This window comes from Streptococcus nidrosiense, from assembly GCF_042140045.1.
Lineage (GTDB): Bacteria > Bacillota > Bacilli > Lactobacillales > Streptococcaceae > Streptococcus > Streptococcus nidrosiense.
The window spans coordinates 1,965,321-1,988,040 of sequence record NZ_CP152419.1 but is presented as its reverse complement, the minus strand read 5'-3'; the positions used below and the strand labels follow the sequence as shown (position 1 = coordinate 1,988,040).

At 41.3% G+C, this 22,720-nt stretch carries 22 protein-coding genes; 19 read left to right on the top strand and 3 right to left on the bottom strand.

The genetic code is table 11. The annotated features are described in order from the left end of the window. Positions 1-340 precede the first annotated feature (340 nt). The 7 genes from trpE to trpA are packed head-to-tail and all read left to right on the top strand — an operon-like array spanning position 341 to position 6,606. Positions 341-1,702 carry an anthranilate synthase component I gene (gene trpE / locus AAFQ93_RS09465; RefSeq protein ID WP_223140093.1) on the top strand — a complete coding sequence of 454 codons (1,362 nt, stop codon included), beginning with the start codon at positions 341-343 and terminating at the stop codon, positions 1,700-1,702. After that, on the top strand, positions 1,699-2,265 hold the full coding sequence (locus AAFQ93_RS09460) for an aminodeoxychorismate/anthranilate synthase component II (protein WP_223140092.1): 567 nt from the start codon (positions 1,699-1,701) through the stop codon (positions 2,263-2,265). Before trpE ends, AAFQ93_RS09460 begins: the two co-directional genes overlap by 4 nt. Before the next feature lie 10 nt (positions 2,266-2,275). Next, positions 2,276-3,280: an anthranilate phosphoribosyltransferase gene (gene trpD, locus AAFQ93_RS09455; protein WP_223140091.1), complete on the top strand. Its 1,005-nt coding sequence runs from the start codon at positions 2,276-2,278 to the stop codon at positions 3,278-3,280. Beyond that, the gene (trpC, locus tag AAFQ93_RS09450) at positions 3,277-4,044 is read left to right on the top strand and encodes an indole-3-glycerol phosphate synthase TrpC (RefSeq protein ID WP_223140090.1); all 768 of its coding nucleotides are present in this window, start codon (positions 3,277-3,279) and stop codon (positions 4,042-4,044) included. Before trpD ends, trpC begins: the two co-directional genes overlap by 4 nt. Next, positions 4,031-4,630, top strand: a complete 600-nt coding sequence (locus AAFQ93_RS09445; protein WP_223140089.1) for a phosphoribosylanthranilate isomerase — start codon at positions 4,031-4,033, stop codon at positions 4,628-4,630. Before trpC ends, AAFQ93_RS09445 begins: the two co-directional genes overlap by 14 nt. After that, positions 4,608-5,831, top strand: a complete 1,224-nt coding sequence (gene trpB, locus AAFQ93_RS09440; protein WP_375555284.1) for a tryptophan synthase subunit beta — start codon at positions 4,608-4,610, stop codon at positions 5,829-5,831. The genes AAFQ93_RS09445 and trpB overlap by 23 nt, the downstream gene beginning before the upstream one ends. Beyond that, a complete protein-coding gene (trpA, locus tag AAFQ93_RS09435) occupies positions 5,824-6,606 on the top strand; it encodes a tryptophan synthase subunit alpha (RefSeq protein ID WP_223140087.1) in 783 nt (260 codons plus the stop codon). The genes trpB and trpA overlap by 8 nt, the downstream gene beginning before the upstream one ends. Here the strand turns inward: trpA and AAFQ93_RS09430 are convergent. Beyond that, entirely contained in the window at positions 6,575-7,237 is a 663-nt protein-coding gene (locus AAFQ93_RS09430) for an A24 family peptidase (RefSeq protein WP_223140086.1), read from the bottom strand. The two genes, trpA and AAFQ93_RS09430, sit on opposite strands and share 32 nt — an antisense overlap. 70 nt (positions 7,238-7,307) lie before the next feature. Between AAFQ93_RS09430 and AAFQ93_RS09425 the strand changes: the two genes are divergently transcribed. The 8 genes from AAFQ93_RS09425 to AAFQ93_RS09390 all read left to right on the top strand — a co-directional run bounded on the left by AAFQ93_RS09425 (position 7,308) and on the right by AAFQ93_RS09390 (position 11,142). Then, positions 7,308-7,763, top strand: a complete 456-nt coding sequence (locus AAFQ93_RS09425; protein ID WP_375555283.1) for a GNAT family N-acetyltransferase — start codon at positions 7,308-7,310, stop codon at positions 7,761-7,763. An 85-nt stretch (positions 7,764-7,848) separates the two neighbouring features. Next, a complete protein-coding gene (gene truA, locus AAFQ93_RS09420) occupies positions 7,849-8,598 on the top strand; it encodes a tRNA pseudouridine(38-40) synthase TruA (protein WP_375555282.1) in 750 nt (249 codons plus the stop codon). Further along, positions 8,588-9,361 (top strand): bifunctional hydroxymethylpyrimidine kinase/phosphomethylpyrimidine kinase, encoded by a 774-nt coding sequence (locus AAFQ93_RS09415; protein WP_375555281.1) that lies wholly within the window; start codon positions 8,588-8,590, stop codon positions 9,359-9,361. Before truA ends, AAFQ93_RS09415 begins: the two co-directional genes overlap by 11 nt. Next, positions 9,339-9,800, top strand: coding sequence for an ECF transporter S component (locus AAFQ93_RS09410; protein ID WP_375555280.1), 462 nt, complete (start codon positions 9,339-9,341; stop codon positions 9,798-9,800). Before AAFQ93_RS09415 ends, AAFQ93_RS09410 begins: the two co-directional genes overlap by 23 nt. A gap of 68 nt (positions 9,801-9,868) precedes the next feature. Next, positions 9,869-10,093, top strand: coding sequence for a YqgQ family protein (locus tag AAFQ93_RS09405; protein ID WP_000646475.1), 225 nt, complete (start codon positions 9,869-9,871; stop codon positions 10,091-10,093). Between the two features lie 5 nt (positions 10,094-10,098). Next, positions 10,099-10,479, top strand: a complete 381-nt coding sequence (locus AAFQ93_RS09400) for a rhodanese-like domain-containing protein (protein ID WP_045763154.1) — start codon at positions 10,099-10,101, stop codon at positions 10,477-10,479. Positions 10,480-10,571: 92 nt separating this feature from the next. After that, the gene (locus AAFQ93_RS09395) at positions 10,572-10,799 is read left to right on the top strand and encodes a hypothetical protein (RefSeq protein WP_000660082.1); all 228 of its coding nucleotides are present in this window, start codon (positions 10,572-10,574) and stop codon (positions 10,797-10,799) included. A gap of 115 nt (positions 10,800-10,914) precedes the next feature. After that, positions 10,915-11,142, top strand: coding sequence for a DUF4190 domain-containing protein (locus tag AAFQ93_RS09390; RefSeq protein WP_375555279.1), 228 nt, complete (start codon positions 10,915-10,917; stop codon positions 11,140-11,142). Between the two features lie 44 nt (positions 11,143-11,186). Here the strand turns inward: AAFQ93_RS09390 and AAFQ93_RS09385 are convergent, their stop codons facing one another. Beyond that, positions 11,187-11,912 (bottom strand): 16S rRNA pseudouridine(516) synthase, encoded by a 726-nt coding sequence (locus tag AAFQ93_RS09385; RefSeq protein ID WP_375555278.1) that lies wholly within the window; start codon positions 11,910-11,912, stop codon positions 11,187-11,189. A gap of 161 nt (positions 11,913-12,073) precedes the next feature. On the opposite strand from AAFQ93_RS09385, the gene typA reads away from it, so the two are divergent. The 4 genes from typA (at position 12,074) to AAFQ93_RS09365 (ending at position 21,667) form a co-directional block, all read left to right on the top strand. Next, positions 12,074-13,915 carry a translational GTPase TypA gene (typA, locus tag AAFQ93_RS09380; RefSeq protein WP_375555277.1) on the top strand — a complete coding sequence of 614 codons (1,842 nt, stop codon included), beginning with the start codon at positions 12,074-12,076 and terminating at the stop codon, positions 13,913-13,915. A gap of 19 nt (positions 13,916-13,934) precedes the next feature. After that, positions 13,935-14,180 carry a DUF3165 family protein gene (locus tag AAFQ93_RS09375; protein ID WP_045763157.1) on the top strand — a complete coding sequence of 82 codons (246 nt, stop codon included), beginning with the start codon at positions 13,935-13,937 and terminating at the stop codon, positions 14,178-14,180. Between the two features lie 367 nt (positions 14,181-14,547). Continuing rightward, positions 14,548-20,124, top strand: coding sequence for a G5 domain-containing protein (locus tag AAFQ93_RS09370; protein ID WP_375555276.1), 5,577 nt, complete (start codon positions 14,548-14,550; stop codon positions 20,122-20,124). Between the two features lie 286 nt (positions 20,125-20,410). Next, positions 20,411-21,667: an ISL3 family transposase gene (locus tag AAFQ93_RS09365; RefSeq protein ID WP_375555275.1), complete on the top strand. Its 1,257-nt coding sequence runs from the start codon at positions 20,411-20,413 to the stop codon at positions 21,665-21,667. Between the two features lie 8 nt (positions 21,668-21,675). On the opposite strand, the gene AAFQ93_RS09360 is transcribed toward AAFQ93_RS09365, so the two are convergent. Next, a complete protein-coding gene (locus AAFQ93_RS09360; RefSeq protein WP_223140078.1) occupies positions 21,676-22,662 on the bottom strand; it encodes an aromatic acid exporter family protein in 987 nt (328 codons plus the stop codon). Positions 22,663-22,720 lie beyond the last annotated feature (58 nt).

Here is a 22,720-nt window from a genome sequence, read left to right as displayed (position 1 = left end):
ATAATTGAGGTGGCACCGCGAATTTCGTCCTCACGCAAGTTATTTTGCGTGGGGATTTTTATATATGTATTATAGGTGTGGCTATTCAGTTTTAAATTATGCTTCACCAATAGGTAGATTTCTATAAAATATTTGCGAACGAAGTGAGCATCGAACCGCTATTTCCCGCCATGGTGGTATCCTAGAGAAGCAAAGATGCTTCTCTAGGACGGAATTTTTGAGACACATGGCTCAAAAATTAGGGATGAAATTTCGGAGAAAGTTGCTCCCGTCCGCACTATTTAAGGGAAATAGAAAAAAGACCAAAAATTAAAAATAAGAAACTGAAAGGGAAATTACAATGGAACGAATCATTCATGGAGATGTTTTATCACCAATCTTAGCGTATATGCGCTTGAAGGGACAACACAAGGTCATACTTGAAAGTATCCCAAGAGAAAAGGAAAATGCTCGATTTTCTATCTTAGCCTACAACCCAGTTTTTGAGATTAAGTTTGAGAATGGAGTTCTTTATCAAAATGGTCAGGTGATTGATCGTGACCCCTTGGATTTCCTATATGAGGTGACTCATAAGAGCCAGCACCATTCAGACCTACCTTTTGGTGGTGGAGCGATTGGCTTTGTTGGCTATGATATGATTTCTCTCTATGAAGAAATTGGCCAGCTTCCTGAGGATACGATTGGGACGCCAGATATGCATTTCTTTGTTTACGAGAGTTATATGGTATTTGACCACAAGAAAGAAAAAATTCATATCATCGAGGATGCTCTCTACAGTGATCGAAGCAATGAAGAACTAGAAGCGGCTTTGGATCAAGTTTTAGAGGAGTTAAAAATCCTTGCTCCAAATGAATTTGAAGATTTGGACGTTTCTCCACTTCAGTTTAGACCACATATTGCACCTCAGAAATTTGAAGAAATGGTAGAAACAGCTCGCGACTTGATTCGCAATGGAGATATGTTCCAATGCGTGCTCAGTCAGCGTTTCTCAGCAGAAGTAACTGGAAATCCTTTTGACTTCTACAGAAATCTCCGAGTGACAAATCCATCAAATTACCTCTACTTTTATGACTTCGGAGATTATCAAATCATCGGTGCCAGTCCAGAGAGCTTGGTTTCCGTCAAGAATGGCATCGTGACAACCAATCCAATTGCAGGTACGCGACCTAGAGGTGCCAATGACGAGGAAGATGCAGCCCTAGCAAGTGATTTACTCTCTGATGAAAAGGAAACGGCAGAACACCGAATGCTAGTGGATCTAGGACGCAATGATATCGGTCGAATTGCTGAAACAGCAAGTGTCCAAGTAACTAAGTATATGGAAGTGGAACTTTTCCGCTATGTCATGCATTTGACTAGCGTGGTTAAAGGACGTTTGCTTCCAGAACTGACTGCCATGGATGCCTTGAAGGCGACACTTCCAGCCGGAACAGTATCTGGAGCACCAAAGATTCGGGCCATGAAACGCATCTATGAACTGGAAACAGAGAAGCGAGGCGTTTATGCCGGAGCTATCGGTTACCTTTCAGCAACTGGAGACATGGATTTCGCTATTGCTATTCGAACCATGATTCTTAAAAATAAAACAGCCTACGTACAGGCTGGTGCAGGAATTGTTTATGATTCTATCGCTCAAAACGAATACCAAGAAACCATTAACAAAGCTAAATCTATGACTAGAATGGGAGAACTAAGACCATGATTTTATTGATTGATAATTATGATTCATTTACCTATAACCTAGCCCAATACATTGGGAATTTCGCAGAAGTTCAGGTTTTGAGAAATGATGATCCAAACCTTTATGAAGTAGCTACAAAGGCAGATGGACTCGTTTTTTCTCCTGGCCCAGGTTGGCCAGCTGATGCTGGGAAAATGGAAGAAATGATTCGTGATTTTGCAGGTAAGAAACCGATTCTAGGGATTTGTTTGGGGCACCAGGCCATCGCAGAAGTCTTTGGTGGCAAGTTGGGCTTGGCTCCAAAAGTCATGCATGGCAAGCAGAGTCAGATTCGATTTGAGACTCCTTCCGTTCTCTATCAAGGGATTGAGGATAATCGCCCAGTCATGCGTTACCACAGTATTTTAATTGAAGAGATGTCAGAAGAGTTTGAAGTGACAGCTCGTTCGACAGATGACCAAGCCATTATGGGGATTCAACACAAAACCTTGCCGATTTATGGCTTGCAGTATCATCCAGAAAGTATTGGAACGCCAGATGGCCTATCTTCTATTCAGAATTTTATCGAGAAAGTTGTAAAGTGAGGGAAAAAAGATGAAAGAAATTATTGAGAAATTAGCAAACTTTGAAGATTTATCAAGTGTTGAAATAACAGACGTGATTGAACGCATCGTAACAGGGCGAGTGACAGAAGCGCAAATCGCTTCTCTACTGTTAGCCCTTAAGATGAAGGGAGAAACACCTGAAGAAAGAACAGCCCTCGCTCAAGTTATGAGAGGACATGCTCAACACATTCCAACCAACATTCAAGATGCTATGGATAACTGCGGTACAGGTGGAGATAAGTCATTTAGCTTCAACATTTCTACAACTGCAGCCTTTGTCTTGGCAGGTGGTGGCATCCACATGGCTAAACATGGTAATCGTTCAATTTCCTCTAAATCTGGTTCAGCAGATGTCTTGCAAGCTTTGGGGATCAATATTGACCTCAAGCCAGCACAATTGGGTAAGGTATTTGATCAAACAGGAATCGTCTTTCTCTTTGCAAAAAACATGCACCCAGCCATGAAATACATTATGCCAGCTCGTTTGGAGTTGGGAATTCCAACTATCATGAATTTGACAGGTCCACTCATTCACCCAATGGTCTTGGAAACACAGCTTCTAGGAATCAGTCGTCCTGAACTTCTGGAAAGTACTGCTCAGGTTTTGAAAAACATGGGTCGCAAACGTGCTATCGTAGTAGCTGGTCCAGAAGGATTGGATGAAGCTGGTTTGAATGGAACTACCAGCATTGCCCTTCTTGAAAATGGAGAAATCACTTTGTCAACCTTTACTCCTGAAGATTTGGGAATGGAACGCATTGCTATTGAGGACATTCGTGGTGGTAACGCTCATGAGAATGCAGCCATCCTTGTCAGCGTTCTTAATAACGAACCAAGTCCATTCTTGGAAACAACAGTCTTAAATGCTGGCCTTGGTTTTTATGCCAATGGTAAAGCAGACAGTATCAAGGACGGAGTTGAATTGGCACGTCAAGTGATTGCCAGTGGTAAGGCACTTGAAAAACTCAGACTATTACAGGAGTACCAAAGATGAGTCAGGAATTTTTGTCACGTATCTTAGAGCAGAAGGCACGTGAAGTTGAAAAGATGGAACGAGAGGAACTTCAGCCCTTGCGTGAAAGCTATAGCTTAGCTGAATATTTGAAAAACCATCAGGACCGCTTGCAAATCATTGCAGAGGTCAAGAAGGCGAGTCCAAGTATGGGTGATATCAATCTGGATGTGGATATTGTGCAACAGGCCCAGACTTATGAAGCGAATGGCGCGGTTATGATTTCTGTTCTAACAGACGAAGTTTTCTTCAAGGGTCATTTGGATTATCTTCGTGAGATTTCCAGTCAGGTACAGATTCCAACTTTAAACAAGGATTTTATTATTGATGAAAAGCAAATCATCCGTGCTCGCAATGCAGGTGCGACAGTTATCTTGCTCATCGTAGCGGCCTTATCAGAAGAATGCCTCAAGGAACTGTATGACTATGCGACAGAGCTTGGACTAGAAGTGTTAGTGGAAACTCATAATCTAGCTGAACTAGAAGTTGCCCACCGTCTTGGCGCTCAAATTATTGGTGTGAATAATCGTAATTTGACTACCTTTGAAGTTGACTTGCAGACTAGTGTAGACTTGGCCCAATACTTTAAGGACGATTGCTTGTACATTTCTGAATCTGCTATTTTTACAGAAGCAGATGCGAAGCGAGTTGCACCCTACTTTAACGGAATTTTGGTAGGAACAGCTCTGATGCAAGCGGAAGATGTCGCCCAGGGAATCAAGGAGTTGCAGATTGACAAAGGTTAAGATTTGTGGACTATCGACTAAAGGAGCGGTAGAAACAGCTGTGTCGGCTGGAGCAGACTATATTGGTTTTGTATTTGCTCCTAGCAAAAGACAAGTGACCTTGGAACAAGCAGCAGAGCTAGCTGAGATTATTCCTACAAATGTAAAAAAGGTTGGCGTATTTGTTTCACCAAGTCGGGAAGAATTACTAGAAGCGATTGAAAAGGTTGGTTTGGACTTGGTTCAAATTCATGGTCAGGTGACAGATGATTTATTTGTGAAATTACCTTGTGCCAACATTCAGGCTGTGCAGGTGGATGGAGACGGTCACGTGCCAAGTTCTCAGGCAGATTATCTCCTCTTTGATGCACCTGTGGCAGGAAGTGGTCAAACCTTTGATTGGGGGCAACTGGATACGACAGAACTATCTCAGCCTTTCTTCATCGCAGGTGGGCTCAATGAGGATAATGTAGAAGAAGCTATTCAACACTTTACCCCCTTTGCAGTAGATGTATCAAGTGGTGTAGAGACAGACGGACAAAAAGATCATGAAAAGATTAGAAGATTTATAGAGAGGGTAAAACATGGCATATCAAGAACCAAATAAAGAAGGATTTTACGGAAAATTCGGTGGACGTTTTGTCCCAGAAACATTGATGACAGCAGTATTGGAGTTGGAAGAAGCTTGTCGTGAAAGTCAGTCAGATCCAAGTTTCCAAGAAGAGTTAAACCAACTTTTGCGCCAGTATGTAGGACGTGAAACACCTCTTTACTACGCAAAAAACTTGACCCAGCATATCGGCGGAGCCAAGATTTACCTTAAACGTGAAGACCTCAACCATACAGGTGCACACAAGATTAACAATGCCTTGGGACAAGTTCTTCTCGCTAAACGCATGGGCAAAAAGAAAATTATCGCTGAAACTGGTGCCGGTCAGCACGGTGTAGCAACTGCAACTGCTGCAGCCCTTTTCAACATGGAATGTACTATCTATATGGGTGAGGAAGATGTTAAACGCCAAGCCCTCAATGTCTTTCGTATGGAACTTTTGGGTGCCAAGGTAGAAGCTGTGACAGATGGTTCTCGAGTGCTCAAGGATGCAGTCAATGCAGCCCTTCGTTCATGGGTGGCAAATATCGACGATACCCACTATATCCTTGGTTCTGCCTTGGGACCTCATCCTTTCCCAGAAATCGTTCGTGACTTCCAAAGTGTCATTGGTCGAGAAGCTAAACAACAGTACCGTGATTTGACAGGCGAAAATCTACCAGATGCGCTAGTTGCCTGTGTTGGTGGTGGTTCCAATGCTATTGGGCTTTTCCATCCATTTGTGGAAGATGAGTCAGTGGCTATGTATGGAGCTGAAGCAGCAGGACTAGGTGTGGATACAGAGCATCATGCAGCAACCTTGACCAAGGGTAGACCAGGTGTTCTCCACGGTTCGCTCATGGATGTGCTCCAAGATGCTCATGGACAAATCTTAGAAGCCTTTTCTATCTCGGCAGGTTTAGACTACCCAGGTATCGGTCCAGAACATTCTCATTACCACGATATCAAGCGTGCGACCTATGTTCCTGTGACAGATGAGGAAGCCTTGGAAGGATTCCAACTCTTGTCTCGTGTGGAAGGGATTATCCCAGCTTTGGAGTCTAGTCACGCTATCGCCTTTGCGGTGAAATTAGCCAAAGAACTTGGTCCAGACAAGTCTATGATTGTCTGTCTATCAGGTCGCGGGGACAAGGATGTAGTTCAAGTCAAAGACCGTTTGGAAGCAGACGCAGCAAAGAAGGGAGAAGCTCATGCCTAAGACACTAACAGAAAAACTGAACGCTATCAAAGCAACTGGAAAGGGAATTTTTGTCCCCTATATTATGGCTGGAGATCACGAAAAAGGATTAGATGGTCTCGGTGAAACAATTCACTTTTTAGAAGATTTGGGTGTGTCTGCCATTGAGGTAGGAGTTCCTTTCTCGGATCCGGTTGCAGATGGTCCTGTTATCGAAGAAGCAGGCTTGCGCAGTCTAGCTCTCGGAACCTCTACCCATGCCTTGGTTGAAACCTTGAAAACCATTGAAACAGAAATTCCACTTGTCATCATGACATACTTTAATCCCCTCTTTCAGTACGGTGTTGAGAAATTGGTTAAAGATCTTGCTGATACAGCAGTCAAGGGCTTGATTATTCCAGATCTCCCTCATGAACATGCTAATTTTGTAGAGCCGTATTTGGCAGATACAGACATTGCCTTGATTCCACTTGTCAGCTTGACGACAGGAATTGACCGTCAAAAGGAACTCATTGAAGGGGCAGAAGGATTTGTCTATGCTGTTGCTATCAATGGGGTAACAGGAAAATCAGGGAATTACCGAGACGATTTGGACAAGCACTTGGCTCAACTTCATCAAGTGGCTGACATTCCAGTTTTGACAGGATTTGGTGTATCCACTCAGGCTGATGTGGAACGCTTCAATGCTGTATCAGACGGTGTTATCGTCGGTTCCAAGATTGTTAAGGCTCTGCATGAAGGACAAGTAGCAGAAATCGCTGACTTTATCCGAGAAGCAGTAGCTTACCCAAAATAATCACACAAGTAGCTAGCAAGAGGAAAGGCACAAAAGGAAGTCTTTCCTTTTTCTTTAGCAGGAGAAAGGCTAGAATGCCGGTTGTAGAAGCAAATTGAATTAAAATCAGCATTTCAGTTAGGCTAAAAATAAGGGCACAAGAAGTCAGAAAGAGAAAATCACCTGCCCCAATGCGAATATCAATAACATGGGCAATGATTCCAAGAATCAAGAAGAAAGCCATGATTAGATTCCAACCACAGCATACCATGAGGACTAGGTGGAAAGTCAGCCAGACTAGCAAGGGATATTCTTGATGACGAAGGTCATAGATGCTCAAAGTCAAGCCAGCAGTGACTAGGATGACTTGACTTAGAGTTAGAAATCCCAAAGACCCAGCTAGAAAGAGCAGTCCTAAGCACAACTCAAAGAGGGCATACCAAACAGGATAGCGAGCCTTGCAATAGCGACAGAGAAAGCGATTGAATATCTGGGACACAATCGGAATCAAATCTAGTGGTCTCAAGCGAGTCTGACAAGAATCACAGTGACTTGCAGGAAAGACGATGGATTGTTCAGGGAAGCGATCGATGACTAAGCCTAGAAAGGAAGCAAGAATTGTTCCAACAAGAAAAAAATAAAGATGAATCATACTTATTTATTCGGAAAAAATAAGAGAAAGAGTATAATAGTTGGATATAGGAGAAGTTTTAGGAACAAATATGAAAATTCACTTTGAAAAAGGACTTCAGTTAGAAAATGCCCAACTCATTTGTCAGTGGTCTAATGCTTTGGGAGAAAGTTTTCAGAAGCAATGGATGGGACCAAAGATTTCTTATCCCTTGATTGCCCAATCCTTGCAAAAGATGGAAGGGATTTTTTCCATTTTTGCTGGAGAAGAGTTTGTAGGCATCATCCAGAAAATCAAACTAGAAGATAAAAATCTTCATATCGGAAGATTTCTCATAGCTCCACAGAAGCAGGGAAAAGGAATAGGTAGAAAAGCTTTTCAATACTTTCTTCAAGAAATGTTTGAAAATGAAGAAATAGAGAGTATTTCCCTAACGGTTTTTGAGTCAAATCAAATAGCTAGAGACCTCTACCAAAAAGAGGGATTTGAAATCGTTCAAACCATTGAAGTTCCAGAACGTAAATACAGAATGAGAAGATCTAGGTAAGAACTAAATTACACTAGAAATTGTCCCCTTACAATTTTTAATTCTCAAACTTGTTGCAGAGAAATTTTCTTGATAAAATAGATACATGACTAGATATAAAGCTGTAATTTCCTATGATGGCTACGCTTTTGCTGGTTTTCAGCGACAACCTCACGCGCGTAGTGTTCAAGAGGAAATTGAAAAAACTTTAACCAAATTAAATAAGGGACAAGCCATTACCATTCATGGCGCTGGTCGAACGGACAGTGGCGTTCATGCTTTAGGACAGGTTATCCACTTTGATCTTCCCTATCAGATGGATGAGGAAAAACTTCGCTTTGCTCTTGATACCCAAAGTCCTGAAGATATCGATGTGATTTCGATTGAGATAGTGGCTGACGATTTTCATTGCCGTTATGCCAAGCATAGCAAGACCTACGAGTTTATCGTGGATAGAGGACGTCCTAAAAATCCTATGCGCCGCCATTATGCGACGCATTATCCCTATCCGCTAGATGTGGAGCGGATACAGCTTGCTGTAAAAAAACTAGAGGGAACACATGACTTTACTGGTTTTACAGCCTCAGGAACTAGTGTGGAAGACAAGGTAAGAACGATCACGGAAGCTAGTCTTAGGGTTGATGAAACAGGGCAGTTTTTGACCTTTACCTTCTCAGGCAATGGTTTCCTCTATAAGCAGATTCGAAATATGGTTGGAACCCTGTTGAAAATTGGCAACAACCGTATGCCGATTGAACAGATTGACCTCATCTTGGAGAAAAAAGATAGACAGTTGGCAGGTCCAACTGCAGCGCCTAATGGTTTGTATTTGAAGGAGATTCGTTATGAAGAATAATCGTATTTTAGCACTTTCAGGAAATGATATTTTTAGTGGTGGTGGATTGGCAGCTGACCTTGCCACCTATACTTTGAATGGCTTGCATGGATTTGTAGCCATGACCTGCTTGACTGCTTTGACAGAAAATGGTTTTGAAGTCTTCCCAACAGATGAGACTATTTTCCAACAACAGTTGGATAGCCTCAAGAGCGTAGACTTTGGAGGGATTAAGATTGGTCTATTACCAACGGTTGGTGTTGCTGAAAAAGCTTTGAATTTCATTAAGGAAAGATCAGGAGTTCCTGTCGTCTTGGACCCTGTATTGGTTTGTAAGGAAACGCACGATGTTGCAGTTAGTGAGCTCTGTCAAGAGTTGATTCGCTTTTTCCCTTATGTATCAGTGATTACTCCGAATCTTCCTGAGGCAGAGTTGCTTGCAGACCAAAAGATTGAAAGTCTGAAAGATATGAAGGCTGCAGCGCAGAAATTACATGACTTGGGTGCACCAGCAGTGATTATCAAGGGTGGGAATCGCCTCAGTCAGGATAAGGCTGTGGATGTCTTTTATGATGGGGAGAATTTCACTATTCTTGGAAATCCAGTCATCCAAGGGCAAAATGCTGGTGCAGGATGTACCTTTGCATCTAGTATTGCCAGTCAGTTAGTCAAGGGAGAGGAACTATTACCAGCAATTGAAACTTCCAAAGCCTTTGTTTACCGTGCTATTGCACAAGCAGATCAATATGGAGTGAGACAGTATGAAGCAAACCAAAACAACTAAAATTGCCCTAGTATCTATCTTGGCAGCTAGTTCTGTCGTATTGGGGTATTTTATAAAAATCCCAACACCAACTGGATTTCTAACACTTTTGGACGTTGGAGTCTTCTTCACAGCCTTTTACTTTGGCAGTCGTGAAGGGGCAGTTGTTGGAGGTTTAGCAGGATTTCTTATTGACCTCATTTCAGGCTACCCTCAGTGGATGATTTTTAGCTTAATTAACCATGGTTTCCAAGGTTATTTCGCAGGCTTTAAAGGGAAATGGCAATGGCTAGGCTTAGTCTTAGCGACTTTATTCATGGTATCTGGTTATGCCTTGGCATCAGCTTGGATGAATGGTTGGGGTGCAGCTATTCCAGAAATCATTCCAAATCTCATGCAAAATATCGTTGGAATGACTTTAGGATTTCTTCTTTGTCATAGTGTAAAGAAATTCAGATAATCGTGAAAAAAGGAAACCTACCCCGAATTATTAGGGAACTATTGAAAAAACTCTGATTATTTGCTAAAATGAAAGCTATGAAAACACTCTATGATGTGCAACAATTTCTCAAACAGTTTGGTATCATTGTCTATATGGGAAAACGTCTCTATGACATTGAACTGATGAAGATCGAGCTATCTCGAATCTATGATGCAGGCTTGATGGACAAGCTAGATTATTTAGAAGCGGAAGCTGTTCTGCGCAGAGAGCACAAACTAGAATTAGACTATTTAGAAAAAAATGGAGATTAGGTAATATGGTAACTTGGGTATTATGGGGACTTATTATAGCGATGTTGGCTTGGATGGGATACAACTATCTTCGTATTCGCCGTGCAGCGAAAATTGTAGACAATGCAGAGTTTGAGTCTTTGATTCGTACAGGTCAGTTGATTGATTTGCGTGATCCAGCTGATTTTCATAGAAAACATATCCTCGGAGCTCGTAATATTCCTTCAAGTCAATTGAAGACAAGTCTGGCAGCTCTTCGCAAGGATAAACCTGTCCTTCTCTATGAAAACCAACGTGCGCAACGTGTCACAAATGCAGCACTTTTCTTGAAAAAACAAGGTTTCTCAGAAATCTATATCCTCTCTTACGGATTGGATTCTTGGACAGGGAAGGTGAAATCTAATTAACAATGTGAAAAAACTTGTCACATATGTTTAATATAAAGTTCCAGCTTTTTATGGTATAATTGTTAGTATAAAATTTAAGGAGTTTTTTGAAGATGAAAGAAAAGAAAAAACCATCACTTGTTTTAGGTGTCCTATCTATCGTCCTTGGTTTGCTATCTCCAATCGTAGGTCTCGTTTTGGGGATCATTGGTCTAGTCTTGGCTAATTCACATCAAAAAGAATCTGAGCTTGATTACAAAACAGAACGAATTCTTAATATCGTAGGGATTGTAATTTCTGTAGTTAACTGGGTTGCAGGGCTCATCTTAATGATGCACTAATCAGGATTCTAACAAAAAAAGCTTTATCTTTAAAAGCTTTTTTTGTTTTATCCAATTGATAAAGCTAATTTTTATAGTATTATTCATTTGTATGAGTTTAAGGAGTTTTTAGAATATGCAAGAAAAGAAAAAAGCATCACTTGTTTTAGGGAGCTTGTCTATCATTCTTGGTTTGCTTTCGCCAGTGGTAAGTTTGATTTTGGGTATTATTGGTCTAGTCTTAGCTAACTCACATCAAAAAGAATCTGGGCTTGACTATAAGATAGAAAAAAATCTGTCCATCCTAGGGATTGTAATTTCTGCACTTCACTTTATTTTAGGTGTCATGGTATTTATACGCTAAAGAAGATTTTAAAAAAGCTTTATTTGTTTAAAGCTTTTTTTGTTTTATCCACTGTTTTCTAAGTAATTTTTAATAACCTGTAATTCTTCTTTATTTAGAAGTCGGAAATCACCTTCTGCTAGGTCAGAGTCTAACATAAAATCTCCAAATTGAGCTCGTTTGAGAGCAGTGACCTTGACACCGACTGAGAGGAACATTTTTTTGACCTGATGAAATTTCCCCTCAGAGATGGTGATAGTGGCTTGGCTGAGACTAGGACTTGAGGATAAAATCTCAAGTTGAGCAGGTTTACAGATAGTTCCATCGAGAAAGACAATCCCATCTTTAAACTCTTGAATATGGTCGGGAGTTAGTGGCCCATTGACCTCTACTTGGTAAGTTTTATCGACATGATATTGAGGATGGAGGAGCTGAAAGCCTAGGGGACCATTATCCGTTAAGAGGAGGAGTCCAGTCGTATCCCGATCCAGACGGCCGATGGCGTAGAGTTGGTCAGACTGGAGATGCTGAGGAAGGAGGTCCATGACCGTTGGGAGTTTCTTATCCTTGCTTGCAGTCACGACTCCATTTGGCTTATGGAGCATGAGGTAGGTGTGTTCATATCCTTGGATTTTTCTATCTTTGAAAATCAGCTCTTGCAACCCTGTATCAACATTCTGTGCAAGGGAACTTGCAAGGAGTCCATCTACAAAGATTTCTTTTTTCAAAAGAGCTTGTTTCATGGCCTTACGGCTGATTTTTTCCTGGGCTAATAATTTATCTAAACGCATACCAGCCTATCTTATCACAAGTCGGGATTTTTGAAAAGAAAAGAGAAGGAATGAATTTTCTTTTGAAAACATTTACACTTACTTGAATTAAGTCATTTGCTTAAAATTGTGGTATAATCGTTCAGTTAGAAAATAAATTTTTGAATACAATAGAGGAAATCATGACAAAATTAAGAGAAGATATCCGTAATATCGCGATTATCGCCCACGTCGACCACGGTAAAACGACCCTCGTTGACGAATTATTGAAACAATCTGAAACTCTTGACGCGCGTACAGAATTAGCTGAGCGTGCAATGGACTCAAACGATATCGAAAAAGAGCGTGGAATCACTATCCTTGCGAAAAATACAGCCGTTGCCTACAACGGGACTCGTATCAACATCATGGACACACCAGGACACGCGGACTTCGGTGGAGAAGTTGAGCGTATCATGAAAATGGTTGACGGTGTTGTTTTGGTCGTAGATGCCTACGAAGGAACTATGCCACAGACTCGTTTCGTATTGAAAAAAGCCTTGGAACAAGACCTTGTGCCGATTGTTGTAGTTAACAAAATCGATAAGCCTTCAGCTCGTCCAGCAGAAGTAGTGGATGAAGTCTTGGAACTTTTCATCGAGCTTGGTGCGGATGATGACCAGCTTGACTTCCCAGTCGTTTATGCGTCAGCGATCAACGGAACATCTTCATTGTCAGATGATCCAGCAGATCAAGAAAAGACTATGGCGCCAATCTTTGATACGATTATCGATCACATTCCAGCTCCGGTTGATAACTCTGATGAGCCTCTTCAATTCCAAGTGTCACTTCTTGACTACAATGACTTCGTAGGACGTATCGGTATCGGACGTATCTTCCGTGGTAGTGTGAAAGTTGGGGACCAAGTTACCCTTTCTAAATTGGATGGTACAACTAAGAACTTCCGTGTCACAAAACTCTTTGGTTTCTTTGGTTTGGAACGTCGTGAAATCCAAGAAGCCAAAGCTGGTGACTTGATTGCGGTTTCTGGTATGGAAGATATCTTCGTCGGAGAAACCATTACTCCAACAGATGCAGTTGAAGCTCTTCCAGTTCTTCACATCGATGAGCCAACACTTCAAATGACCTTCTTGGTCAACAACTCACCATTTGCTGGTAAGGAAGGTAAATGGGTCACTTCTCGTAAGGTAGAAGAGCGCCTTCAAGCAGAATTGCAAACAGACGTTTCCCTTCGTGTTGACCCAACTGATTCACCAGATAAATGGACGGTTTCAGGACGTGGGGAATTGCACTTGTCAATCCTTATCGAAACAATGCGTCGTGAGGGTTATGAGCTTCAAGTATCTCGTCCAGAAGTTATCGTAAAAGAAATCGATGGTGTTAAATGTGAGCCATTTGAACGTGTTCAAATCGACACTCCAGAAGAGTACCAAGGATCTGTTATCCAAAGTCTTTCTGAACGTAAAGGTGAAATGTTGGATATGATTTCAACTGGTAATGGTCAAACTCGTTTGGTCTTCCTTGTTCCTGCGCGTGGTTTGATTGGATACTCAACTGAGTTCTTGTCAATGACTCGTGGTTACGGTATCATGAACCATACCTTCGACCAATACTTGCCATTGATTCCAGGTGAAATCGGTGGACGTCACCGTGGTGCCCTTGTTTCTATCGATACTGGTAAGGCAACAACATACTCTATCATGTCTATCGAAGAACGTGGAACAATCTTTGTTAACCCAGGTACTGAGGTTTACGAAGGCATGATTATCGGTGAAAACTCTCGTGAAAATGACTTGACTGTTAATATTACGAAAGCGAAACAAATGACCAACGTTCGTTCAGCAACTAAGGACCAAACAGCGGTTATTAAGACTCCTCGTATCTTGACTCTTGAAGAATCACTTGAGTTCTTGAACGACGATGAATACATGGAAGTAACGCCTGAATCTATTCGTTTGCGTAAACAAATCCTTAACAAGGCAGAGCGTGAGAAAGCAAACAAAAAGAAAAAATCAGCTGAATAAGAGCTAGAAAGAGCAGAAAATGGTCTATTTAATCATAGGGATTTTATTACTCTTACTTTATATATTTGCGACACCTCAAAGTATCAAGGGAACGGTTAATATTGTAATTCTTGTTTTTGGTCTCGTTTCCCTCGTGATTTTGCTTATGTTGTCCATCCTGCAAATCTTTCAGCTACCAACAGAATTTTTTATCACAGTAGCCATGCTGGTTCTCACGTACTTTAGTTTACGAGATATCTCCCTAATGTCGGTGAAAAAGAGATAGGTATGTGGCTTTGGAGTTCTATTAGGATTCGGTAAATATTTTGATAAAACATAACTACCACAAGTGAAGTCAGTAAAACTGAGTTTACTTGTGGTTTTTGCTTTGTATAATCTAGAAATTTAGGCTCTTTAAGCTTCATCGGCCTCCTACTTTCATTCACTAGATTTTTATTAAGTAGCAGATAATAGAAGAACTTCTGGGAGGAAATTACGTTCTTACTGTGAATGTTTACAAAGAATAAGGATGCTTTTCTTTCAAAAATGGATAAAGAAGCTAGATATGGCAATTTTATTATTCAAATCTTTTGTAGGCGTTTACTATTTTTGATATACTGGGAGAAGGAATAGATACGAAATTGGAGTTTATCATGAAACAACATCATTTTAAAGCAAAACAACGCTTTTCTTTGAGAAAGTATGCAGTAGGAACTTGTTCCGTCTTATTGGGAACGAGTTTGTTTTTTGTAGGTACAAGTGGAAATGCTGTGCTTGCAGAGGAAAGGATTCCTCAGCTAGTGTCACACTATGTGGAGGATAAAGACTTGCCTGAATCTTTGAAGGCTGAACTACGTTGGTTTGAAGAAAATGCTATCCAAGTGGAGGAAGGTAAGGATTATTACTTCGTCTACCGTAAGTCTACTACTAAGTTACCTGATACTGGCTTGTTTTCAAATGCTATCCTACCTGTCTTAGGTACAGGTATCTTGTTAGTTTCGCTCACTCTCATTAAAAAGAGAAAAGGCGCCTCTCTCTTTTTAGTGACAGTTTTGGCTGTGGGTGGTACTGCACTATCAGTTTCTGCCTTGGAGAACTTAGTAGAGCTTCGTCCAGCTCTTGTCAAAACAGTTGCAGGAGAATTTTTGCCTAGTCCAGAAAAGATTGAGGGTTATGAATTTACAGGCTATTATTTTGTAAGGGGAAATGGAGAATTTTCTAGAAATGAAAATACAAAACCTAATTCTCCACAAGCAGATAAGGTAGAATTCACCCCAATTCCAAGCGAAGGTACTCCAAGCTTGGTAGAGGTGAAGCCAGAACTTGAGGTTACAACAGAGGCTCTTGCTTATGATACTATTTATCAGGACGATCCAGACTTGCTTAAGGGTCAAACCCGTGTCATTCGAGCAGGCGTAGCAGGTGAGCGCACTATTTTAACCGAGGTGAGGACTGTAGATGGCAAGGAAGACCGCCAAGTTAAATCCAATACTGTAACCTTGGAGCCAATTTCCGAAATCATAGCAGTAGGCACTAAGGTAGAATCTACTTCAATTCCAAGTGAAGGTGCTCCAAGCTTGGTCGAGATGAAACCAGAGCTAGAGGTCACGACAGAAGCGGTTGCTTACGATACTATTCATCAGGACGATCCAGACTTGCTTAAGGGTGAAACTCGCCTTATTCGAGCAGGCGTAGCAGGTGAGCGCACTATCTTAACGGAAGTGACGACTGTAGATGGTAAGGAAGACCGCCAGGTCAAATCCAATACTGTAACTTTAGAGCCAGTTTCCGAAATCATAGCAGTAGGCACTAAGGTAGAATCCACCTCAATTCCAAGCGAAGGTACTCCAAGCTTGGTAGAGGTGAAGCCAGAACTTGAAGTAACGACAGAAGCCGTTGCTTATGATACTATTCATCAGGACGATCCAGACTTGCTTAAGGGTGAAACTCGTGTCATTCAAGCAGGCGTAGCAGGTGAGCGTACTATTTTAACGGAAGTGACGACTGTAGATGGCAAGGAAGTCCGCCAAGTCAAATCCAACACTGTAACTGTGGATCCAATTTCCGAAATTATCGCAGTAGGTACTAAGGTAGAATCCACTTCAATTCCAAGCGAAGGTACACCAAGCTTGGTCGAGGTGAAACCAGAGCTTGAAGTAACGACAGAAGCCGTTGCTTATGACACAATTCATCAGGACGATCCGGACTTGCTTAAGGGTCAAACTCGTGTCATCAGAGCAGGCGTAGCAGGTGAGCGTACTATTTTAACGGAAGTGACGACAGTCGATGGCAAGGAAGACCGCCAAGTCAAATCCAATACTGTAACTGTGGAGCCAGTTACCGAAATCATCGCAGTAGGCACTAAGGTAGAGTCCACCTCAACTCCAAGTGAAGGCACTCCAAGCTTGGTAGAGGTGAAGCCAGAACTTGAGGTTACGACAGAAGTCGTTGCCTATGATACTGTTTATCAGGACGATCCAGACCTACTTAAGGGTCAAACTCGCATTATCCGAGCAGGTGTTGCAGGTGAGCGCACTATCTTAACAGAAGTGACGACTGTAGATGGCAAGGAAGTCCGCCAAGTCAAATCCAACACTGTAACCTTGGCGCCAGTTACCGAAATCATCGTAGTAGGCACCAAGGTAGGGTCCACTTCTATTCCAAGCGAAGGCACTCCAAGCTTGGTCGAGGTGAAACCAGAACTTGAAGTGACGACAGAAGCTATTGCTTATGACACAATTCATCAGGAAAATCCAGACTTGCTTAAGGGTGAAACCCGCCTTGTCCGAGCAGGGGTTGTAGGCGAGCGCACTATTTTAACGGAAGTCACGACTGTAGATGGTAAGGAAGATCGTCAGGTCAAATCCAATACTGTAACCTTAGAACCAGTTACCGAAATTATCGCAGTAGGTACTAAGGTAGAATCCACCTCAATTCCAAGTGAAGGTGCTCCGAGCTTGGTCGAGGAGAAACCAGAGCTTGAAGTGACGACAGAAGCCGTTGCTTATGATACTATTCATCAGGACGATCCGGACTTGCTTAAGGGTGAAACCCGCCTTATCCGAGCAGGTGTTGCAGGTGAGCGCACTATTTTAACCGAGGTGAGGACTGTAGATGGCAAGGAAGACCGCCAAGTTAAATCCAATACTGTAACCTTGGAGTCAATTTCCGAAATCATAGCAGTAGGCACTAAGGTAGAGTCGGCCCCAGTTCCAGAACCTAAGATTGAAACCCAAACAATCCCATATAAAACAATCTATCAAGCAGATGACAGCCAAGAAGTCGGTTCTAGAAAAACGAAAACACATGGGGTCAATGGACAAGTAGAAACCACTACCCGATATACAAGAGATCAAACCAGTGGTCAGATTACAGAGTCTAGTACATCAAAAACTCTGGTGGAAAAGGTAGATGAAGTTGTTCTAGTTGGGACCAAACCAAGTGTAGAAACAAAGGTCATCGCAAATAATACGATATATGAAGCGGGCCCTTCACTTCCTTATCAAACAGAAAAAGTTGCTGTTCCAGGTAAGGAAGGAAGCGAAAAAACGACGACTACCTACCAAGTAGATACTCAGACAGGTCAGGTTACAGAAAGAGATCACCAAAAGGAAGTAACAGCTCCAATTGATAAGGTAGTGAAGGTCGGAAATGTCCAAACCATCGTGACACCAATTCCAATCAAGGAGGAACGTCGTCAGGAACCAACACTTGAGAAGGATCTTGAAAAAGTAGAAAGTCAGGGCGAGCCTGGCGAGACAACCACTACCAGAGTTTATGAAGTAAATTCTCAAACAGGTGAAATGCTATCACACACGGAAACAAGTGCTGTGACAAAAGCAATGAAGCCAAAGGTCATCTTGGTGGGAACCAAAGAAAACAAACCTCATCTTCTTCCAGTGAATACGGAGTTAGAAAATGCTATCGATGTACGACCTGCTAGCCAAGGAATGAAGGTTGTGGATTTACTTTCCAATGCTTACGTGACAAATGCCCTCAGGCCAAATATTCTGGGGCGAGATGTGATTAGTAAGAAGATTGAACTTAAAAAGACAAATCCTGCTATTACAGATGAAGAGGTTAAAGAAGTCCTTCGCAAAGAATATCTAGAAAGATTATCTATTAAAGACACACTTGAAGAAACGAAAAAGACTCTAGATACAGACCTTAAAAAAGTTGTAGCCCATACCTTGAGTGTGCTTGGGAACACAGCGGAAAGCAGAGCTAAGGTTCAAGCAGATTTAGAAGCTAATAAGGAAAAGATTCTCCTAGGTTTAACCTATATCAATCGTTTCTATAACATTGATTTTGGTAAGACCAACATCCGTGATATTCTTGCCTACAATCCAAGCTCTTTTGGCAAGAAGGTTACGTCATTAGAATGGCTAACATCTCTAGGTTCAATGAGCTATGATGAGATGAAGCTGGTCAATAGCCCACGAACATTTGAAACATACTTTGGAAAAGTAACCGATAAGTCAACCCTATTAGACTTCCTTGACTATAACCGAACTACCTTTACAAACATGGATGGTGATACTTGGTTGAAGGATGCTACAAAAGCCATCGTTGTTGAGAAAAAATCTAAAGAAAAAACAGATGAAAATGTCAGTCTCTACACGAAGTTGACCTCTGATCCTGCCAAGTACGGGGCAGAACCTCAACAGATTGATAATCGCAAACAATATAACATGGCTACCCTTCTAGGCCTAGTAAACATCAAGGAACCGAGCATCTATGCTATTACTAATATGGCAACTGTTTCCTACGGAAATATAGGAACTTATATGGATACCTCACTGGCTCAAAGCAATCCTGCTCAATATAAGGCTGAATTGGAAAAAGTGAAGGCTCTGGTTGAATTAACGGCTGAGCGTCAGGCTGCTTATGTTGATACGCTTTATAGAATCACTAAAAAAGACAATCAATCAAAATTAGTAACCAACCGTTTGATTGTGGATACTATGAAAAAGTATACTAGCAAGCAAAATGCAGGCATCAAGGAAACCTGGTCTAAGGAGTTTGGTTCAGAGGCGGATAAGGGAGTCAAGGACTTCATGTCTCCGCTAGGCATGTATTCTCCGCCTCAATCAGTAGGTGCTGAGGCTAATGGGGCTGGTGTGCGCTACTTTATTGATAGAGTTTTGGACGATCGAGGGTCAGCAACCTATTCTCATGAAATGACTCACTTGTTGGATCGTACAGTTCTCTTTAACAATTATGGTCGACGGGATGGTACAGGAGCAGAATTCTATGCACGTGGAATCTTTGAAAACTCCTACACTCCGGAAACGGATAGCTACTTTAACTTGAACTTTGTCTATGTCGAGAGTGACAAAGACAGTTTCTACAACAAGACACCTGAGCGCTTTAAATCAGCTACAGATTTGAAAGAATATATGCACGGTAGTTTCGATGTTCTCTATACTTTAGATTATCTAGAAGCTGAGGCAAGTCGAGGATTGTCAGCTGCGGATAAGGCAGTCTACTTCAAGCAACTCTTACCAAGTGCGACAAGTGGTTCAAGAACACCTGTTCCTTATCCAAATCCATCGGTCAAACCAAGCCACCAGAGTGAGGAAATCAAGGCCTTGACCGAGGCAGATGCTAGCAAGCTAGGAGATGTTCATAGTTTGATTGACAATCATATCGTGGTAAATCGTTATATCATTAAAGGATTCACGGCTACAGGGAAAGTAGATGCCAATGGTTATTATACCGTTGATATGTTTGATACGATTTATGGTGTCAACGAAAATGATAAGGGAATGAGTGGGGATATCAGCTTTAGAAAACAAGCCTTTGAACTCATGGCAGGTCTTGGCTATTACGAAGGTTTCGTTCCTTATGTCTCTAATCAGTACAAGCAAGATGCTGAAAAAGAGAATCGTCCCTTGTCAGACCAATACATCTTTGAAAAGATCTTAGCTGGTAAGACCTATGCTCAATTCAAGAAGGAACAGATGGATGAACGGATCGCGAATATCAGTAAATTAAAACCGATTACCATTGACTATAAAGGTAAGCAAGAAGTGATTTCAAGTCCTGAACGAATGAAGCAATTGATGGAAGAAGCGGTAAAAGAAGAACTTGCTCAGATTAAAGCAGGAAATATCAGCCAAAAACAATACCGTTTCATTGAAACTCCTGTTCAGAAGTTGAAAAAAGCTATATATAAAGCCTACCTCAAAGAATCAAATGAGTTTAGAAATTCTATTTATTCTGATTAAGAGCAAGATCAGTCTATCAATGTGAGTTTCATAGGAGTTTATGCTGATTTTCTTACTCAGTAAGATTTACTAGTTAGCTAGGTTCGAGACAGAAAAAGACCTTTTGAATTGCAAGTTTTCGCAGTTCAAAAGGTATTTTGTTTATGATGATAGATTGCTTTTTTGGCTCTATAATATTTGTAGTGGGTAGATCCCCTATAGATATTATGGAGCCTATTTTGTGTAGAAAAAAAGTCCCATAAGATCTATAATGAAAAGCGACCAAACCATCATTAGAAAGAATCATATGGAACAATTACATTTTATCACAAAACTCCTTGATATCAAAGACCCAAACATAAAAATTGTAGATGTCATCAATAGGGATACACACAAGGAAATCCTAGCTAAACTAGACTACGATGCCCCATCTTGTCCTGAGTGCAGAAATCAAATGAAGAAATATGACTTTCAAAAACCGTCTAAGATTCCTTACCTTGAGACGACTGGTATGCCTACTAGAATCCTCCTTAGAAAGCGTCGATTTAAGTGCTATCATTGCTCGAAAATGATGGTCGCTGAGACTTCTATCGTCAAGAAAAATCATCAAATCCCTCGTATTATCAACCAAAAGATTGCGCAAAAGTTGATTGAGAAGACTTCTATGACCGATATTGCTCATCAGCTGGCCATTTCAACTTCAACTGTCATTCGCAAGTTAAATGACTTTCACTTTAAGCATGACTTTAGCCGACTTCCTGAGATTATGTCTTGGGACAAGTATTCTTTTACCAAGGGAAAGATGAGTTTCATTGCACAAGATTTTGACAATCTCAACATTATCACCGTGCTTGAAGGTAGAATCCAGACTATCATCCGAAATCACTTTCTGCGCTACGATAGAGCCGTTCGCTGTCAGGTGAAAATCATTACTATGGATATGTTTAGTCCTTACTATAACTTGGCTAAACAGCTTTTTCCTTATGCTAAAATCGTTCTAGATCGTTTTCACATTGTGCAACATCTTAGCCGTGCCATGAGTCGTGTCCGTGTTCAAATCATGAATCAATTTGATAGAAAATCCCATGAATACAAGGCCATCAAGCGCTATTGGAAACTAATCCAACAAGATAGTCGTAAACTCAGCGATAAACGATTTTATCGCCCTACTTTTCGCATGCACTTGACGAATAAAGAGATTCTAGACAAGCTTTTAAGCTATTCCGAAGATTTGAAACACCACTATGATCTCTATCACCTATTGCTTTTTCACTTTCAGAATAAAGAGCCCGAGAAATTTTTCGGACTTATTGAAGACAATCTAAAAAAGGTTCATCCTCTTTTTCAGACTGTCATTAAGACATTTCTCAAGGACAAAGAGAAAATTGTCAACGCCCTTCAATTACCTTATTCCAACTCCAAATTGGAAGCAACCAATAATCTCATTAAACTCATCAAACGAAATGCCTTTGGTTTTAGGAACTTTGACAACTTTAAGAAAAGAATTTTCAGCGCTCTGAATATAAAACTGGAGAGGACAATCGTTGTCCTCTCCAGATGTTAGCTTTTTATTCAACCCACTACAGTTGACAAAGAGCCGCTTTTTTCTTCAGAATAGCGTTGATAGAAGTCAACTTTCAGTTGAATAAAGTTTTCCAATTCGCGCAGGAGTTGAAGTAAGGTTGCGCGCGTTTCAAATTCTTCCCTTGTTTTAGGGAGATTGCGATTGCGAAATACTTGCAGGTAGCTTTCAATATCATTTAATAAATCGTTGGCAGGATTGGTCTGACTGAGTTGATCCGCAATTTTAGCAAATAGCTGGGCAAGGATTAGGCTTTCGCTTGCGGCTAGATTACAGGTGTTGATTTGCTGGGCCATATTACGAAGAATGCGACTCTGTCTCTGTCTCATTTCGAAATAGTGGATATGATAGTCGGTCTGATGAAAGAGGTGGTCAGAGTGATCAAGATAGACCAGTTTGAGAGCTTCTTCAAGAAGCTGATCCAATTCTTCAACGAGTTGAGCACGGTTACGACCATCGCCCTTTCCAAGATAATATTCAAAACGTTGTAAAATGTGTTTGAGTTTTTCTTCTACCTTGAGATGATAGAGATGGATTTCTTCTTGCCGAGAAGGCATGTAAAGATTGACAGTCAAGGCGAATCCCGTACCGATCAGAAATAGGAGGAGTTCATTCACTAGCAGATCAGGTGATGTAGACTTCTGAACCAAGAGATGACTGACTAGGACACTACTCGGGGTAATGCCAATCTCCCAGCCCAGTTTGTAGGCAAGGGGAACATAGAGGGCCAAATAGAGACCAAAACTCCAGATGTGATAGCCAGTCAGGTGAAAGGAAAGGACACCAATGAAAAGAGCAAGAAGGGTTGAAAATAAACGATTGCGAGCTAGCTTAATGGTGCTTCTACGGGTATCCGATAAGCTCAATAGGGCAATGATACCAGCGGACACTGCTGAAGATAAATCTAGAAAGTAGGCTAGAACACAGGCCAAACAGGTCGCCAGAACGAGTTTAAAAGTACGTTGGGTGATAGACATGAGACATTTCCTATAATGAATGATAGAAGCCAGACAAAACAAGCCCTAAAAAGGCTTG